The organism is Acinetobacter legionensis, assembly GCF_048552295.1.
Lineage (GTDB): Bacteria > Pseudomonadota > Gammaproteobacteria > Pseudomonadales > Moraxellaceae > Acinetobacter.
Window position 1 is genome coordinate 1 of sequence record NZ_JBIMCW010000017.1, and the last position, 16,843, is coordinate 16,843.

The following is a 16,843-nucleotide window of genomic DNA, read 5'->3' on the forward strand; positions in this document are numbered from 1 at the left end:
ACGTGCCATAAAATACTCCATATATTGATGTTTATAACATCATTTGGGGAGCAAAATATCACTTATAAGTGTTGTTCAAATTTCCTGATCCACCTCTGTATTCAACATTTTTCTTTCCAGTGTTTTTGAAATTTCTCCGATCTTAATGAGAATTTTAAATTAATAAAAATATGAAAAAATGGAATAGTTATATATAAAATAGATGTTATCTTTATGAATAAAAAAGAAATATTTATAGTTTTTAGAAGTAAAGATTATACCTTGTAGTCAAATTTTTAAGATGATGTGCTTTTAAAGCATAGGTAGAAATTTGATTATAAAATCATTTATTTAAATAATTGATGATCACATTCTGATTACTTCAAGTAAAAAATATCAAAAATACACATGCTGGTTTTCGTATTGATAAGTACTTTCGGACCAAGCCTATAAGTTTAATTAAAAAGGGTGATTAAAATGAGAATGATCAATTAACAAACAAACTAAAATTTGGTTTGATTAACATTCATTTAACTTATCTAACTAGGTATATGAATTTTAAACCATTATTAGATTAGGAGGTAATGAACATGTGCTTGATCAAAATTGTGGAATATTAAAGCCAATCAGTTACGCACAAAAAATGTATAAGTAATTAGCCTCTCCATTAAAAATATATTATTGAATATATCTTTAGTGATGGCTTTATAAAATGAAGTCAGGTGACTTTAGCTTAAATTCTTCTTTAATGATGATAATTTTAATATAATAGGCAAAATTTTTGTTAGGTTTCATTTGTGACAGCACAAAAAATTCAAAGTATTGCATTGCAGCGATTCGCAAAACAAGGCTTTACTGCAACATCAATGAATGAAATAGCCGAAGACGTTGGCATTAAAAAACCCTCTATTTATGCACATTTCAAAAATAAAGATGATTTATATTTGAGTCTAATTCCGATTATGATTAATCATGAACTGACTTATGCAAAAAATACATTAACTGGTGGAGAAAATTTTCATCAACAACTTTGTGCGTATTTCTGCAGCATAGGTGAACGATTTGATGCTTCATATGATGTACAATTTTGGATGAATGCGCTCATTAACCCACCACAGCATATTTATGATCAAGTGATTGATCCGATGCATATATTTATGGATGATTTGGAGAATATCTTTAAAAACGTATTCCCTGAAAATATAGAAAACAAGAAGTTTGATTCAACAACTTTGGCTCGACTGTGCATGTGTTTTGTAGATGCTTTGCAAAGTGAGCTCATTTATGGTGGTAAAGATAAATATAAAAAAAGATTAGATGCGATCTTAAAAGCACTTGAGGTGTTAATCGGTTAAAAGGTGCTAAATATCTAATATTAGATATTTAGCACTATCTATTTTTAAGCATTTTTATGAGCAATTGTATTTAATATAATCATACAAAAAGCACATATAAGTAAAGTTACAGGAAGGACGAGGATATTTTCTGTTGCAAGACTGGCAATAAAACCAATAACTGCTCCGAAACTATATTGAAGTAAGCCAATTAAAGCTGAAGCGATTCCTGCTAAGTGATGTTGTACCTGTTGCATGGTCAGTGCTGTAAGATTACCAAATAAAAGCCCTGTAGAACTAATAACCACAGTCAGTAATAGGGTGTAAGCCCATAAACTTGGTGTATACAGTAACGTTACTAGGCTAAGCATAAGTGTAAAAAACATTAAAATAATAGAGCCTAGCTTTAAAACTTGGTAAGCAGACCATCCTCTATTCAATAACCAAATTGAAAGCTGACCAAAGATGATGAAACACAGTGCATTGAGTGCAAAGAGATAACTATAATGTTCAGGGCTGACTGAGTAATGTTGAATAAAAATATAGGGTGAATTGCTAATGTAGAAGAAGAACCCACCGAGTAGAAAGCCTCCAGCAAGGGTAAAACTGAAATAGCTTTTATTTCTACATAGAAGATAGTAATTTTTGAAAATATTTTTTAGATTTAAGGGTTGTCTATTCGAAAGAGCTAATGTTTCTGGAACAGATATACTACTCCACACCAATAACATAAAAGATAGTAAGGCTAATGTATAAAAAATAATATGCCATGTGCCGTAGTTCAAAAGTTGACTTCCAACCAAAGGGGCAATGATTGGAATGACCATCATGACTTGCATTAACACAGAAAAATGGCGAGCTGCATCTTGCTCATTACAAATATCGCTAATAATTGCTCTAGGTGTGACCAGACCAGATGCAGCACCAATGGCTTGAAGAAAGCGTGCGAACAATAATAGTTCAAGTGAAGTTGCGACTGCTGCGAGCAGAGAACCCAAAATAAAAATAATTAAACCAATTAATAATGGAATTCTTCGACCAAAACGATCAAGAAATGGTCCATATAAGCCTTGGCCAACAGCTAAACCTACTAAAAAAATTGATAATGTTTGTTGGATTTGACTGGTAGATACCTGTAATGAGGTCGCTATCACTGGAAATGCGGGCACATAAATATCAATTGCTAAGGCATCTAAAGCAGTTAATAGTGAGAGTAATATGATAAATGAAGTACTCATTTTGTGAGTCTGTAAGTGACCTTGCATAAATTTCACCCAAGTTTGTATAATTAAAACTACCTAACGGTAGGTAGTTTGTTTTTGTTTGTTTTTAAAATCAACCAAAATACGATTTTTAATGGAGTTAAAGAGCAGGGCGCCAAAGGTAGCTTTATATGTATAAAAAGAATCCTTACTGAATAATCTTTTAAAATGAACCAACTATCGTCATTAAATTACAACATATAAAATAATAGTCACGCTGAGTGAATGCTGAAAGTATTAGTCAAAGAGCTTGATGTAAAATTACATGCAAGTAGAGAATGTTGTTTTAGAACCGGTTTCAATTTGTAGTCGTTCAGACTTTGATCTGACAATTATCAATATTTGTTTGAATATCAAAAAATGACCATTATTTAATTGACCTTTAGCCCTGATTTGTTCTCTTGATTCTTATCCGGCTGAATTTTGCGCTGAGTAGATACTATGGCTCGTATGAGGTCTTATATTTATGTTTTGATTGTTTGAATTAATTATTTTTAGAACAAGAATTAACTCGAATAATTACCTAAATTTAGATGTAAAAATAGGGTTAAATAATTAATATTTAACCCTATAATATTTAATTGTAGACTCAGTCTAGTTTTCTTAGATCATTAATTTATTTTCTTAAAAATAAAGTCATTAATCTTATGGCCTGCCTCAATACCACGACGTTCAAACTTGGTTTGTGGACGCCAGTCCGGACGAGGATAGCTATTGCCTTTGCCTGCTAAGTTTTCTAAACGAGGGCGATTGTCTAAAACATCAAGCATCCATTCAGCGTACGGTTCCCAGTCTGTTGCAGCATGGAATGTACCACCGATTTCAAGTTTTTCTTCAACCAATGGCATACGATCATGAGAAACAAAGCGGCGTTTAAAATGTCGTTTTTTCTGCCAAGGATCAGGGAAATAAAGTTGAACCGTATTGATACTATTGTCAGGCATTTCTCGTAAAACTTGAATTGCATCTGCATCTAAAACACGTAGGTTTTTAACTTCCGCCATTCCTGCTTCATAAACACATTGCGCAATACCAGGTACATGCACTTCGATTCCAACAAAATTACGTTCAGGATTGGCTTTTGCCATCAGGACCAAAGAGCGGCCCATACCAAAACCAATTTCTACCGTAAGTGGGCGTTCAGGATGTTCAAAGTGTTGACGTAAATCGCCGACAGGGTATTCCAAAATTAAATCACGATGTTGTTCAAGCGCAGTACGTTGTGAAGTATTGAGCGGTGACGATCTACGCATAAATGTCACAATTTCACGGTGTTCTTGCAAATTGTCTAATTCTACAATTTGTGCTTCAATTTGATCGTTTGACATGATTTAGGTAATACTAGAAATCTAAAAGGCGTATTGTAAGTGCTGAGCTTCGCAAGTCAAATTTTTTATAGAATTTCATTCAATTCTAATAAATTCACAATGAAAACTGGATAAAATAAAATCACTATCGAGCGCTGAGTCAGAGAGTATTGCTGTTACTCAAAGAGTCGTTATGTTCATTTAGACTTTGTCTAATTAACTCGATTAATTCGCGCGATGCTTTAGGTAGTGCTTTATCTTTTAACCAAATCAGATAAATCGGAACAGAAAGTTGATTGTAGGTATTTTTAAAATCAATTTGGATTAAACGCCCAGCATCAATATGTGACTTAACCAATGAATATGGAAAATTTCCCCATCCTAAGCCGATCTCAACCATATCAATCGCCGTTTGTAGATCATTGGTTCGCCAGTAAGATGCAGCAATTACCGATCTCAAATCTGCAATATCAAGCGCACTACTCGCGACAACAATTTGCCGAACATTAACCAAATCCTCGATATAAATAGGATGAACTGCTTGATTCATCAAGGCATGATTTGCAGATATCGTTGCAACAACAACCTCCATGCTGACCAACTGCAAATGTTCTTGCATTTTGATATGTTGCCCTGAACCCGCTAAACAAATTGTGATTTGTTCTGAATACAGTAAATGCAAAATATCATCTTGTGGTGCAGTAATAATTTCGATATTGAGCAGCGGATATTTTAATGCAAGTTTATCAATAGATTGTAAAAGTTTCTGATTGTTTACATCCGATACAACACCTATTTTTAAAGTACTCTCCAAACCTAAGGACAGTTCATAAGCATGCTTACTCAATTGTTTTAATTGTTCTGAGATGATTCTTGCTTGTGGGGCTAAGGCAAGTGCTGAAGCTGTTGGAATCACTTTGCGGGGTGTTCTTTCAAACAGCTGTAAGCCTAATTCTGCTTCGATATTTGCGATGCCCATACTGACGGCTGATGGTACTCGATTTAAGGCACGAGCCGCAGCAGAAAAAGAGCCTGTATCCAGTACTTTTACAAATAATTCTATATTTTCGCTGGTGAAATTCATAATTGGTATCAGTCAAACTGAAAGCTATTGTCTTTATCTATTATTATAACTGAAATTAAAATAGCTTTTTTGAAAATCTGTTTGGGTAAGTTTATGCAAGGTCTTAAACGTAGAGTAATTTATGTAAGTACCTATGAAATCATTGGATTAGGTATTTCTTCTTTAGGGCTGGCACTACTTTCGGGTACACAATTAACCCATACGGGGCCTTTGGCTTTCCTGATTACCACGATTGCTGTGAGCTGGAACTTTATTTATAACTTAATTTTTGAAGCATGGGAAAAACGCCAAACTTTACGTCAACGTACAGTAAAACGCCGTGTAGCTCATGCGATCGGATTTCAATTAACCTTGGTGGTTTTTCTTATTCCATTGATTGCATGGTGGATGAATATTAGTTTTCTAGAGGCATTTTTATTAGATGCGGCTTTAATTGTTATCATTCCAATTTATACCTTTATTTTTAATTGGTCTTTTGATCGTTTATTTGGTGTTCCACTTTCTGCTCAAGCTTAAAATGTAGTTGTTTCTGCTTAAGTTATTTGCCCATTCAATTGAATGGGCAAATAATGTAGGTTTTTCTAGCACAATAATTTCTATTTAGGGTCTGTAGACATTTCATAAATGGCTTGCGTTGTAGGTTAAAATTGAGCAGGCAAGGCATGAAACGAAGAGAATAGCGAGACTATTTTCGAGTTTCATAACGGAGGCTGAGATAATTTTAGCCACAACCCTTCGGGACTAGCGTGTTTTTTGCCGCTACGTCGTTACGAACTACTCATTTAGAATGACTAAATATCGTATTTCGCGCCTAGTATCGCCTAAAAAACACACGTAGTCGCAAACATAGACGAATTGTCAACAGACCCTAATGCTTTAAATTTATACGACAGCTCATGTCGCAACAATAAAGAAATAGCCGTTGTTGACCGCTCATAATTTATATAATCACTAAAGTTCATTCGGAAAATTAGGTGTGAGTGATGACAGAGCGTATTAGAGAAAAGCTGCAAATTTTAGCAGATGCTGCGAAGTATGATGTGTCATGTTCATCCAGTGGCAGTAACCGTAAAAACAAAGACAGTGGGCTAGGCAATACGGGGGCTGGAATTTGCCATAGTTATACCGAAGATGGTCGATGTGTGTCGCTGCTTAAAATCTTATTTTCCAATGTGTGTATTTTTGATTGCTCATATTGTGTTTCTCGCCGTTCTAATGATGTCAAACGAGCTGCTTTTACGGTACAAGAAGTTGTTGATTTAACCATTAATTTTTATAGAAGAAATTATATCGAAGGCCTTTTTCTAAGTTCAGGAATTTTTAAGTCAGCAGACTATACCATGGAGCGCATGCTACAAGTCGTTAAAAAGCTACGATTAGAAGAAAACTTTAATGGCTATATTCATCTTAAAACGATTCCAGGTGCTTCACAGGAGATTATCCATGAGGCAGGGCTTTATGTAGATCGGATGAGTATCAATTTAGAAATGCCTACTGCTGAAGGTCTTAAAAAGTTTGCCCCTGAAAAAACCCATGATGAAGTGCAAAAAGATTTGGGTATTATTCGCGATCGTTTGATTCAATTTAAAGATGAAAGAAAGATTATAAAAACTGTGCCGAAGTTTGTCCCAGCAGGGCAAACAACTCAAATGGTGGTGGGCGCACATAATGAAACGGATCAGGATATTATCTTAATGGCTGATCGTCACTACAAAGAATTTAAACTAAAACGGGTATATTTTTCGGGCTATATTCCGATTAATGATGAAGAAAAAGCATTGCCTTCGGTGGGTTCAGCACCGCCATTGCTGCGTGAAAATAGATTGTATCAATCTGATTGGTTAATGCGATTTTATGGCTTTGAAGCGACTGAAATTGTTAATGCACAGCATCCAAATTTAGACTTAGATATCGACCCCAAACTAAGTTGGGCGCTACGTCATCCTGAACAATTTCCTATCGATATCAATCAAGCTGATTATCGAATGATCTTAAGAGTCCCAGGAATTGGGGTGCGTTCAGCTAAAAAAATTGTTCAAGCACGTCGCTTTGGTAAAATTCATATTGATCAAATCAAAAAATTGGGTATTGCTTATAATAGGGCAATGCATTTTATTCGTTGTGCAGATACCCCGCCATTTTTAAAAGATCAATTACCCAGCCAAATTCGCCAGAAAATATTACAGACAGGGCATTCAAAATATACTCAACAACTTTCACCCCAGTTGGATTTATTATTCTAAATGGCGAAATATATTTTTGATGGGACCATGACCGGGATTTTGTGTTGTGTATTTCGTGCATTTCAATTCAAAGAGTTTGATGTCTTTGTCTCAAGTGAAAACAACACTCAATCGGCTTTATTTGATGAAACGATTTTTGTTGAATCTAATGACGACCAAGCCAATAGAGTTTGGCAAGGCCTAAAGTTAAAAGTTTCAGCAAGTGGTTTACGTAATTTTTACTATACTTTTTTATCTGAACAGGAAGATGCTTTTCAACATCTGTTTAATTTTAGTGTTTATGCATTCTTCGCTCAAAAAGCGATTGACCGTGATTATGGTCATCCAGATGTTTTGGCACTGTCAAAGTGGGCCAAACAAGTGGGAAGAGAAAAGCACCGTATGGAAGCTTTTGTTCGCTTTAAAAAATGTAAAGATGAATTATTTTTAAGCTTGGTTAAGCCAGATTTCAATGTTTTGCCTTTGATCGAAAAGCATTTTAAATCCAGATATCAAGACCAGCGCTGGCTTATTTATGATGAAAAACGAAATTTTGGTATCTACTATGATTTAAAACAGGTTCACCATGTCAATATGAATGTCTTAGACATTGATCAAAATATTCGTCAAGGCTCTAGTCAGGAGTTTAGTGTTGAATTAGATCATCAAGAGGTTCTATATGATCAGCTTTGGAAAGATTATTTTAACAGTGTAAATATTTCAGCGCGGAAAAACATTAAACTGCATATTCAATATGTACCAAAGCGATATTGGCGTTATATGAATGAGAAAACGATTTAAATGTTTTTAAATCAACAATATGAACTGTATTGTGGCCTAGATAATACGAGTTTGGTCTCGATGTTTTACTGGCTTTCTCCATTACATTCATGAAGGAATTTGAAATTTCTTTAGTTTTTAGAGACATGACCAGATTCTCTAATTATTTTATATTTCAAAGACTCGTGTTCTTTTCAATTGAGTTTTTTCGGAATTAAAAACCTTATAAATACTAGTTTATAAGGTTTTAGAAGTTTTACCTGAAATAATACCAATTATATATTGGGATTGATCATTTATTCACTTTGAGCTTAATCATCTATCACTTTAGACTGTCGCTCATTATCTGCTTTCCCAATCTGCCAATAAGAACAAGCATAACAATCTTTTTTGCCCCAATCACTTTGCTTTCTTAAGATGTTACGACATGCGCGAACAGCTTGTAGTTCAGCGGTAATATGTGCAAAACGGCTTGCTGGTAGATTAATAAATTCAGGATGGCGTAGCAACTCGTCAGCCAATAAACTTTGCTTAAGCGGCTGCGGATTGAACAGCCATATTTGCTCTAAATTAGCTTGTGTATGCAGTTCGATTTGATCTTCTACAGTTGCCACTTCGGCAATGACATATACTTTGGCATCAACTGTTAATTTCTCTAAGATCGCTTGAGTGACTGCAAGCCCAGTCCCATCAGTAATAATGAGATAATGATTCAGTCCTGTAGGGATTGAATTTTTAGCGGCAGTAGACATGGTTATACCAATTTGATCCCCTGGTTGGGCACGATCTGCCCAGTGACAAGCCACAGTATCTGTACCATGCATTGCAAACTCGATGGTTAGGGTTTTATTGACTAAATCAATATCGCGATGGGTATAAGTCCGAATTTCTGGCATCATCTCAGGATTATTGACGATCCATTTACGCTGATCAAAATCAAAATCGGGAATTTCTATTGTGGTTTGATCATGCCTTGGAATAAAAATTTTATTGTTATCACCAATACAGGTGTGTTTGAATTTCTCTACATCTGCACAGTCAAAAATAATACGGATATAGTTTGGACCTAGATATATTTTCTCTTTCACTTGAATAAAAGTGCGATGTGCATTCAGCGCCATGATTTATTCCATATAAATAACAATAATTCTCATTATCGTATCGGCTTTTACTTGAAAATGCCACCATTACCGCGAGAGTTGACTATAAAACTGCAAAGATGCTCGGCATCCTGCATCAATAAATCATAAACAATTCAAGCTATCCATTGGTATTATTGAGTATGAGGAGGAATAGCATAACTTACAGAATCATATTTAGGTTTCTTTTTATACTCAGAAATAATCCCACCTAAAGATTCCGCGATATGGCGACTGGCATAATTTTCGACAGCTACAGGATAAATAAAATTTTTAAAACTCAAGTTAACAGAAGCCCAATGAACCATGCTTGTTACCGCATCTTTACCAAATCCTGACTTATGTCGATCTTCTCGAATCCAAATGCCTAATTCAGGTGTTTCCGTTTGTATTTGATGCAGTCCTGCCTGGCCAAGAAACTCATGATTAACAATGTGTCTGACAACGAAAATTAACTCATTCCCATCTTTAATATTCTCTAGCCATTTATGCCAGATCTCATCAAACTCTTGACGGCTTTGCGGTGGATCCCAAGTCATATATCGTGTCAAGGTGGGAGTAATATACTGAAATACCTCATCAGCATCTAAAGGTGTAAATGGTTTTAAAACAACTTGAGAAAAATGAATCTCTATATTATTCCAGTTCAAAAGAACCTCGAAAATTGTGAATTAGGGTTAATTTATCGCATAGAAGACAAAAGGTACATGGTTAAAATCAGGATAGGTTTAAGCTAAAAACGATCTTAAATTGAAGTCATCAATAGGGATATCGATCCTAGTTTTCTGACTTTATTCTGAATATCGAGTTTCAATTTAATCCGTGTACGCATGGCAATCAGAATTTTTATTGATTTACTTTAATCACTAATCCTCGGAGTAAAAGGTTTAGTGCAGCTCTTCCAGACTTGAGTCCTTTATTATGGTTTTCACCATCAGCCCAAATAATGCGAATGATTCATTTCCTTATGTTTTCTGGAATGGTCTTTGATTGAGGACTTTAATTTAAGGAAATGCCATGATTCATAAAAAACCATTTCAGTGACTCAATGCTGAAATGGCTTATGATGAAATATGTGTGCTTAAGATAGCGTTAAAGGATTTTATCTAAAGCGTATTGTGTTGCTAATAGTGCGTTGGTTATGTAGTGCATTGGTTTTGCTACAGAATAAAACTCTAATTTTTCCCCACTATGTGTTAATTGCGTTTTAATTTCCCAATTCATTTTTTGCCCAGTTCGGATCATCTAACATTTGATGTACACGTTTCTTATCAACATCATTTTCCCATACACCAATCACTAAAGTTGCGACACAATTACCAATCAAGTTGCTTACTGCTCTTAAAATACCAATCAGCCAATCCACTGAAAGGATCAATACCAAGCCAATCGCCGGGATAACAGGAAAGCTGGATAAAGTCGCAGCAAGTACAACGATCGCTGATGCAGGAATGCCATGTGCTCCTTTTGAGGTAAATAAGGTGATTAAAAGAATCATGATGAGGTCTGAAATTGTGAGGTGAACCCCTGTCGCTTGCGCGATAAATACAACAGCAAGGGTGAGATAAATTGAAAAGCCATCTAAGTTAAAAGAGTAACCCGACGGAATGACTAGGCTTACAGTGGAGTCTTTTATCCCTAATTTTTTTAGTTTATACATCACTTGCGGTAATACCGAATCAGAAGATGATGTGCCACATACAATGGTGATTTCCTCTCTAAAATAGCGAATGAGCTTAAAAATATTGAAACCTAAGAGTCTTAATACCAGACCAAGTATGACGATCACAAAGAAAATCACAGTTGCATAATAAATTAAGACTAAATAGCCCAAATTAAGTAAAGTTTCTATTCCAAATTTTGCCACGGTAAAAGAAATTGCACCAAAAACGCCTATAGGGGCCAGTTTGATGATGATGGACATGATTTTAAAAATAACTTGAGATATTTTGTCAATAAAAGAGGCGACAGGATCACTGACATCTTTAGACAGCATAGATAATGCAACGCCAAATAAAATTGAAAAGACAACCACTTGCAGAATATCATTCCCTGTGAATGCACCTACCGCAGTCTGAGGAATCATATTTAAAAAGAAATCAGATACACCTGTAACTGCATGGATATTTTCATTGTACTTGGTCATTTGGGACGCATCTAAAGTCGAAATATCCACGTGCATTCCATGTCCAGGTTTAAATATGTAGGCTGCGGCTAATCCTAAAATTAAAGCGATAGTGGTCATGATTTCAAAATAAATCAGCGTTTTTATTCCCACTTTCCCAGCTTTTTTTAAGTCTCCTGCACCATAAATTCCTAAAACAATGACGCAGAATATAAGCGGTGCAATCAGCATTTTGACAAGTTTGACAAAGCCATTACCAAGCACTTGAAAATTGATCGCAATATCAGGCAAAAAGTAACCAAATAAACAACCAATCACCAATGCAATCATTACTTGTAAAAATAAAGAGCGTTTAATAAGCTTCATTGAGGAGATTCATAAATAAAAGGTCACTTGAAAAAGCAATAGTTATGCCATTTTTGAATGAATAATTTTTGGTTTTTGCTGTGGTTTTTGTTATTGCGATATTTGATCTTTTGATACATAGACTGCTTAATGCGGTTTTCGATTATTTATAGATTAAAAAAAATAAAAAGGATATATAACAAGCCTTAAAACAATATCCTAAAACATTTAACAATAAGAAGCTAAAACTTGTACATGTACAATCGCATTTTTTGTTAGCTTGAAATATACCGTATTGTTGGAGTAAGAAAATGACTAAAAAAGTACTATTCATCACTTCCAATTCTGGCGTTGAGCATGATGAGCTTAAAAAACCTTTGGACTTTTTGACGAGCAAAGGCATAGAAAGCATACACGCTGCAATTGAATTAAACGATGTACGAACCGTTGTTCATGATGATGAAAAATCGGTGTCATATAGTCCGCATGCGATTTTGGAAAAAGTAGATCCAAGTGATTATGATTTGCTGGTTATTCCAGGGGGAACGGTCAATGCCGATCAATTGAGAATTGATGAGAATGCTAAGAAAATCATTCAATCCTTTACTGACCATAAGAAACCGATTGCTGCCATATGTCATGGACCATGGGCTTTAATCAATGCAGAAAGAATTAAAGAGAAAAATTTGACTTCATATAAAAGTATTCGTATCGATCTAGAGAATGCAGGTGCAAACTGGATAGATGAAGAAGTTCATCGTTGTAATACGGGTGGATGGGTACTCATTACATCGCGTAGTCCAGATGATATTCCTGCCTTTAATGAGGCGATATTAAAAGAGTTGGAATAAGTGAATAGAGCAGGCTAAGCAAAGTTTAAACTTTTGAGATAGCCCTTTAATCGAGGGTTATTTCATATAATCTTTGAATATTTTGGGTTTTAATTCCCCACACAGAACCTGATATTCTACGTTGATGTTTTTCAAAACTTTGTCGATTCTCAAAAACTTCATGAACATCCCAAATTAAGGGATTTGGAGTTTGTTTGACCTCAAAAGAAACACAACCTTCTTCTTGTCTGGTTAATTTGATATGTTCTGGAAGAAACTTAATTATAATATTTAATTCTTGTTCAGAAACACAGATCAACTGACCACTTAGCTTAACCATCACATTCTCATTGATAAAATCTAACAAATTGTTTTATGTAGTAGTAAGGTTAGTTTATATATTAAAAAACCACTTAGGATTAATGCACCTAAGTGGTTGTCTTATTTGGTGGGCCCGCCCAGACTTGAACTGGGGACCAACGGATTATGAGTCCGCTGCTCTAACCAACTGAGCTACAGGCCCTTTATCAAGTGAATTGATTAATTATCAACTACTTGGAACGTCAGCAATACTATCTAAGATTTTAGAGTTTATCAAGTTTTTTTTACAATTAGACTGTAGAGAATAGCTTGATATAGTATTTAGCATTGCGACAGCTAGTGATTCTATATAGGTCAACACCAAGAGTAAAGCTGACAAAGACATTTATTGATCAATCGGAGCCTAGTTATACGATTTATCGAGTCAATGAGTTGATTGGCTTTGTTGTAGGTGTGAATACCAACTATAAAACTTATAAATATCGAGAGGAAAAGTCTACAGTTGCTACAGCAAACGAAGCTTTTATAAATTACTCCAATTTAAAGTTTCTTAAATCAAAATCAATCATGGGTTATACATTCAAAAATAGAACGTTTTAAAAAGGGTGGTATTGAAATTGTGATTAGAATCTTAATTAAAGATTTTTTATTTTAATAGTATTTCAATTAATTCACTATTAGAAAAGCAAGGAAACACCTTGCTTTTCTTAGTTTAATTTAAGCACTTCTAAAATGCTAAGCTTATAAAAATAGCTAAAAATTACGCTAACTTAGCCTTGCCAACTCGCAAGCATATAGATCGCAATCGCAAGCAAAAATAGACCCACCAAGAGTAAAATATATTTAGGGATCCTACGCTTTTCTTGTGCTTTTTCTGACCTTTCTTGAGCGGTTGATGGGTTGTTATCATGTTGCATATTAACCTCTAAGATTTATCAAGTGATTAATTTATATGGTGGACTAATCTCAGTACTACTGTGTGAATAAATGTTGTTAAAAAGTGAGCAGTGTGGATTGAATGAAATTTTAAGTATTGAATGAAATGATACTTTAAAATAAGGGCTAGTTATTTTAAAAATAAAAAACATAGTGTTAATTGATATTCTATATTGATTAAAAATAAATAAGCATGACTTAAATTCACAAGTACTTACAACACTAAACAGCGAATAAAATAATCCATGCTATAAAAACTATGTTTATATCTATTATTTATCGTTATATGGAGAAGTGATTATGCCTGTAGGAGATAAATCTGCATATACTGCAAAGCAGAAAAGACAAGCCCAACATATTTATGAAAGTGAGAAAAAACAAGGTCGTTCGGATGAAGATGCGGAACGTATTGCTTGGGCGACCGTAAATAAGCAGGATGGAGGTGGGAGAAAATCCCACCACTCTTAACTGCTTAAATCCACTTCGGTGGATTTTTTTATTTGTTAGATAAACTGCTAACTTTGAAAAATTAGATAATAGCGTTATAAAGATGTTTTTTAAAACTTATATAGGATTATTTATGGGTATTATTTTTAAATATTAAGCCGTTAGTCATTATCAATTGCTACTCATAATTTCTAGAATGGAAAATATATCAAAATGTAAACAGGGCAAATATTAAGTATAATTGACTTAGACAGACGTAAAAGTAAATTCTTAGACCTGCATGCGGATCTAAATACAATGATTGAAGAAGATTCTAAGTCAGAAAAATAGCTGCTCGTTATTAGTTCAAAATTAATACGGATCACTTGAAAATTTGTTTCTATCTCCTATAACAAGCTAAAAAATGATAATGATATGTATTCTTGATTATGTTTAAAGGAAAAAGCTTCGATAATTTTTTAAAATTTAGCTTCTCTATGTTTATGGTTTTAACCTTTTGTGCGCTCGGCATGGCGATCTATCAGAAATTCACAGGTCAAGTAGATAAAAATGTTTTAGGTTCAGCTCTAAACTTTATGTTTTTTGCATTTTTGCAAAATATCAATAGGAAATTCAATACTTGGAGAACCGGTTTGACCTTATCAATGAAGATGAAAGACAGCGCCAATTGAGATTGGATGAGGACACGAAAGTCTTAAAAATAAGGTTTAATCAAATATAAAACGCTCGATGAAATTCATTGAGCGTTTTATATCAAATAAGTGTCAATCTACTGTACAATGAAACACATATAAAATTGAATATAACTCGGTTGTAATCGGCCAAATCTATACTTCTAGCCAAGTGTCTTTAACCTCTTGAGAATCTTTAGTTAAGATAACTTTTTCGCCTTTTATCTCACCAACCCAAGATGTTGGTATAAGATGATGATGTCCATCTCCATGTTTGGTTAGCTTGATTTGCTCTGCACCAACAAGGTGATCTACCTCACCAACTTTGGTTCCACAAGACGCAATAACATCGGCATGATTCTTAATACTTTCAACATTGATAGAAGTCATTTGATACTTTCCTATTGAAATGTGATTTGAATATTTACCTTATATGAAATATTTGGGTGAGTCTTGGTCTGAAATGAAAAGGCTACAAGACAGTCAAAATAATTACTTAATGAATTAAATTTTATACATGGTTATTTTTGAAATTAATTATAAATGAAGCCATTACAGTATTTTAAGTTGCTGTAATGGCTTCAAGTTCTAACAGATAGGCTTAGAAACGATAACCTACACCAAGGTAAGTGATCAGTGGATCGATCTCAATTTTAGTTTTAGCCTGAATAAGCTTGGCATTGTTATTGGTATTAAGGACAGTAATGGTTGCCGTATTGTCTAACTTTGCATAAGAAATAGAGGCAGTTGCAAACCAGTTTTGTTTAAAGTCATAGGTAAAACCAGCTGTAACAATGGGCGCAATGGTATCAGTAGCATCTACTTTAACTTTCATATTGCCGCTCGATGGTTTTCCCTCCAAAGAAGCCCCAGCTTTACCATCATGAATATTTTGAATCATATGTCCAGCACGTATCAAATCATTTTCAATTCCTGAATTGATTTCGATATCGTTGAAGTAGGCATACATTAAACCAGCACCTACAAATGGTCTGAACTTATTGACACCAGATTTACCAAAATAGTACTGTGCTTGTATTGCAGGCGTCCAAGCTCTAGCAGATGCGGCAGTGTCATAACTATCCAAATCTGTAATTAAAAGATTGTTTTTTAAATATAAATCGCCCACTAGGCCCTGAAGTGGTTGTGAAGTCGCTGAAAAAGGTGCATAGACAGTTCCTTTACCTTTTAAGTCAACTTTTGGGGGAATCCCAGCAATCAATTGAACGGCAACATTGTCTGTGACATTATAAGTAAACATCATACCTAGCGTGTCTACATCTTCAACTTCCAAACCAGCATCTGCTGACCAGTGGGCAATTCCATCGATTTCAGCAATTCCTGTTAATTGGTCTATTAAGGTTGGATCTTCTGCCATGATTACATCTAGCAGGTCATCAAATAAATAGCGTCCTTCTTCATTACTGGGTGCATTGAGTAAGCTAATTAGGTTGGGGTCCATCGCATCAATGCGAGATTGATCAACATTATCTAAAATGGTTTTCCCTGAAATTACACCTACGGAAGCTTTAGTACCATCACCTACAGAAGTATTGATTCTAAAAGGTTGTGCTTTCCCCATTGATGACATATGCAACCAACCTGAAGAAACCGAGAAGCGTTTAAAATCTTCAGCTTGGCTGATTCCCGCAATACAAAATAGTGAGGTTGTAACTATGACTTTTTGAAAGATCTTTTTTGTTTTCACTTGAATTCATCCTTTTTAAATACAATCACTGTCTTCTTGACAAATGAGACTATTAAAATTACATAAAACAACCAATAAGTAGAGTAAAAACTCTAATTTAGAAATAGCATTAAGACTTAAAAGCTAATAAATAATGGTTGAAAAGTATTATAAAAAACATAAAATCATAGAGTTGTTTAAAAAAAATGTATTTGTAGGTATATTTTTTATATAAATAAAGTATTACAAAATAGTGACATAGTTTTACTTTTTGATAAATTTACTTTACTCTTAATTATATTAAAAAAATTACAGGATAAATTAGAAAATCTAAATTTAATTATTATTCATGAAATCTTTTTAATTAATTGTCG

The 16,843-nt window shown here is 34.3% G+C and carries 16 protein-coding genes and 1 tRNA gene; 6 read left to right on the forward strand and 11 right to left on the reverse strand.

Annotated features, from left to right (window positions below; all coding sequences use genetic code 11):
* Positions 1 to 776 precede the first annotated feature (776 nt).
* Positions 777 to 1,334 (forward strand): TetR/AcrR family transcriptional regulator, encoded by a 558-nt coding sequence (locus ACG916_RS13810; protein WP_056510597.1) that lies wholly within the window; start codon positions 777 to 779, stop codon positions 1,332 to 1,334.
* Positions 1,335 to 1,378: 44 nt separating this feature from the next.
* Here the strand turns inward: ACG916_RS13810 and ACG916_RS13815 are convergent, their stop codons facing one another.
* The 3 genes from ACG916_RS13815 to ACG916_RS13825 form a co-directional block, all read right to left on the reverse strand.
* Complete coding sequence (locus ACG916_RS13815) at positions 1,379 to 2,578, reverse strand: multidrug effflux MFS transporter (protein WP_224965358.1); 1,200 nt, start codon at positions 2,576 to 2,578, stop codon at positions 1,379 to 1,381.
* 608 nt (positions 2,579 to 3,186) lie between these two features.
* Complete coding sequence (gene trmB / locus ACG916_RS13820) at positions 3,187 to 3,903, reverse strand: tRNA (guanosine(46)-N7)-methyltransferase TrmB (protein ID WP_105712828.1); 717 nt, start codon at positions 3,901 to 3,903, stop codon at positions 3,187 to 3,189.
* A gap of 139 nt (positions 3,904 to 4,042) precedes the next feature.
* Complete coding sequence (locus ACG916_RS13825) at positions 4,043 to 4,966, reverse strand: LysR family transcriptional regulator (protein ID WP_333665014.1); 924 nt, start codon at positions 4,964 to 4,966, stop codon at positions 4,043 to 4,045.
* A gap of 93 nt (positions 4,967 to 5,059) precedes the next feature.
* Between ACG916_RS13825 and ACG916_RS13830 the strand changes: the two genes are divergently transcribed.
* From ACG916_RS13830 to ACG916_RS13840, 3 genes are all read left to right on the forward strand, one after another.
* Complete coding sequence (locus ACG916_RS13830; RefSeq protein ID WP_004821026.1) at positions 5,060 to 5,482, forward strand: PACE efflux transporter; 423 nt, start codon at positions 5,060 to 5,062, stop codon at positions 5,480 to 5,482.
* A gap of 467 nt (positions 5,483 to 5,949) precedes the next feature.
* Complete coding sequence (locus tag ACG916_RS13835) at positions 5,950 to 7,209, forward strand: putative DNA modification/repair radical SAM protein (RefSeq protein WP_336953081.1); 1,260 nt, start codon at positions 5,950 to 5,952, stop codon at positions 7,207 to 7,209.
* On the forward strand, positions 7,210 to 7,989 hold the full coding sequence (locus tag ACG916_RS13840; protein WP_336953080.1) for a TIGR03915 family putative DNA repair protein: 780 nt from the start codon (positions 7,210 to 7,212) through the stop codon (positions 7,987 to 7,989).
* 290 nt (positions 7,990 to 8,279) lie between these two features.
* Here the strand turns inward: ACG916_RS13840 and ACG916_RS13845 are convergent, their stop codons facing one another.
* From ACG916_RS13845 to dctA, 3 genes are all read right to left on the reverse strand, one after another.
* A complete protein-coding gene (locus ACG916_RS13845) occupies positions 8,280 to 9,089 on the reverse strand; it encodes a siderophore-interacting protein (RefSeq protein ID WP_419327401.1) in 810 nt (269 codons plus the stop codon).
* 152 nt (positions 9,090 to 9,241) lie between these two features.
* Positions 9,242 to 9,757, reverse strand: a complete 516-nt coding sequence (locus tag ACG916_RS13850; protein WP_419327402.1) for a GNAT family N-acetyltransferase — start codon at positions 9,755 to 9,757, stop codon at positions 9,242 to 9,244.
* Positions 9,758 to 10,314: 557 nt separating this feature from the next.
* Complete coding sequence (gene dctA / locus ACG916_RS13855) at positions 10,315 to 11,598, reverse strand: C4-dicarboxylate transporter DctA (RefSeq protein WP_336953076.1); 1,284 nt, start codon at positions 11,596 to 11,598, stop codon at positions 10,315 to 10,317.
* A 290-nt stretch (positions 11,599 to 11,888) separates the two neighbouring features.
* Between dctA and ACG916_RS13860 the strand changes: the two genes are divergently transcribed.
* The gene (locus ACG916_RS13860) at positions 11,889 to 12,428 is read left to right on the forward strand and encodes a type 1 glutamine amidotransferase domain-containing protein (protein ID WP_336953074.1); all 540 of its coding nucleotides are present in this window, start codon (positions 11,889 to 11,891) and stop codon (positions 12,426 to 12,428) included.
* A gap of 46 nt (positions 12,429 to 12,474) precedes the next feature.
* On the opposite strand, the gene ACG916_RS13865 is transcribed toward ACG916_RS13860, so the two are convergent.
* The 3 genes from ACG916_RS13865 to ACG916_RS13880 form a co-directional block, all read right to left on the reverse strand.
* Positions 12,475 to 12,747, reverse strand: coding sequence for a putative quinol monooxygenase (locus ACG916_RS13865; RefSeq protein WP_419327403.1), 273 nt, complete (start codon positions 12,745 to 12,747; stop codon positions 12,475 to 12,477).
* Positions 12,748 to 12,853: 106 nt separating this feature from the next.
* A tRNA-Ile gene (locus ACG916_RS13870) sits at positions 12,854 to 12,930 on the reverse strand.
* A 568-nt stretch (positions 12,931 to 13,498) separates the two neighbouring features.
* Positions 13,499 to 13,645 (reverse strand): hypothetical protein, encoded by a 147-nt coding sequence (locus ACG916_RS13880; RefSeq protein ID WP_336953072.1) that lies wholly within the window; start codon positions 13,643 to 13,645, stop codon positions 13,499 to 13,501.
* Positions 13,646 to 13,964: 319 nt separating this feature from the next.
* Here ACG916_RS13880 and ACG916_RS13885 point away from each other — a divergent pair, with 319 nt between their 5' ends.
* On the forward strand, positions 13,965 to 14,132 hold the full coding sequence (locus tag ACG916_RS13885; protein ID WP_419327405.1) for a hypothetical protein: 168 nt from the start codon (positions 13,965 to 13,967) through the stop codon (positions 14,130 to 14,132).
* Between the two features lie 806 nt (positions 14,133 to 14,938).
* Here ACG916_RS13885 and ACG916_RS13890 read toward each other — a convergent pair.
* Both ACG916_RS13890 and ACG916_RS13895 read right to left on the reverse strand, forming a co-directional pair.
* Positions 14,939 to 15,172 (reverse strand): DUF2171 domain-containing protein, encoded by a 234-nt coding sequence (locus ACG916_RS13890; RefSeq protein ID WP_336953068.1) that lies wholly within the window; start codon positions 15,170 to 15,172, stop codon positions 14,939 to 14,941.
* A 211-nt stretch (positions 15,173 to 15,383) separates the two neighbouring features.
* On the reverse strand, positions 15,384 to 16,490 hold the full coding sequence (locus ACG916_RS13895) for an OmpW/AlkL family protein (RefSeq protein ID WP_419327406.1): 1,107 nt from the start codon (positions 16,488 to 16,490) through the stop codon (positions 15,384 to 15,386).
* Between the last annotated feature and the right edge of the window lie 353 nt (positions 16,491 to 16,843).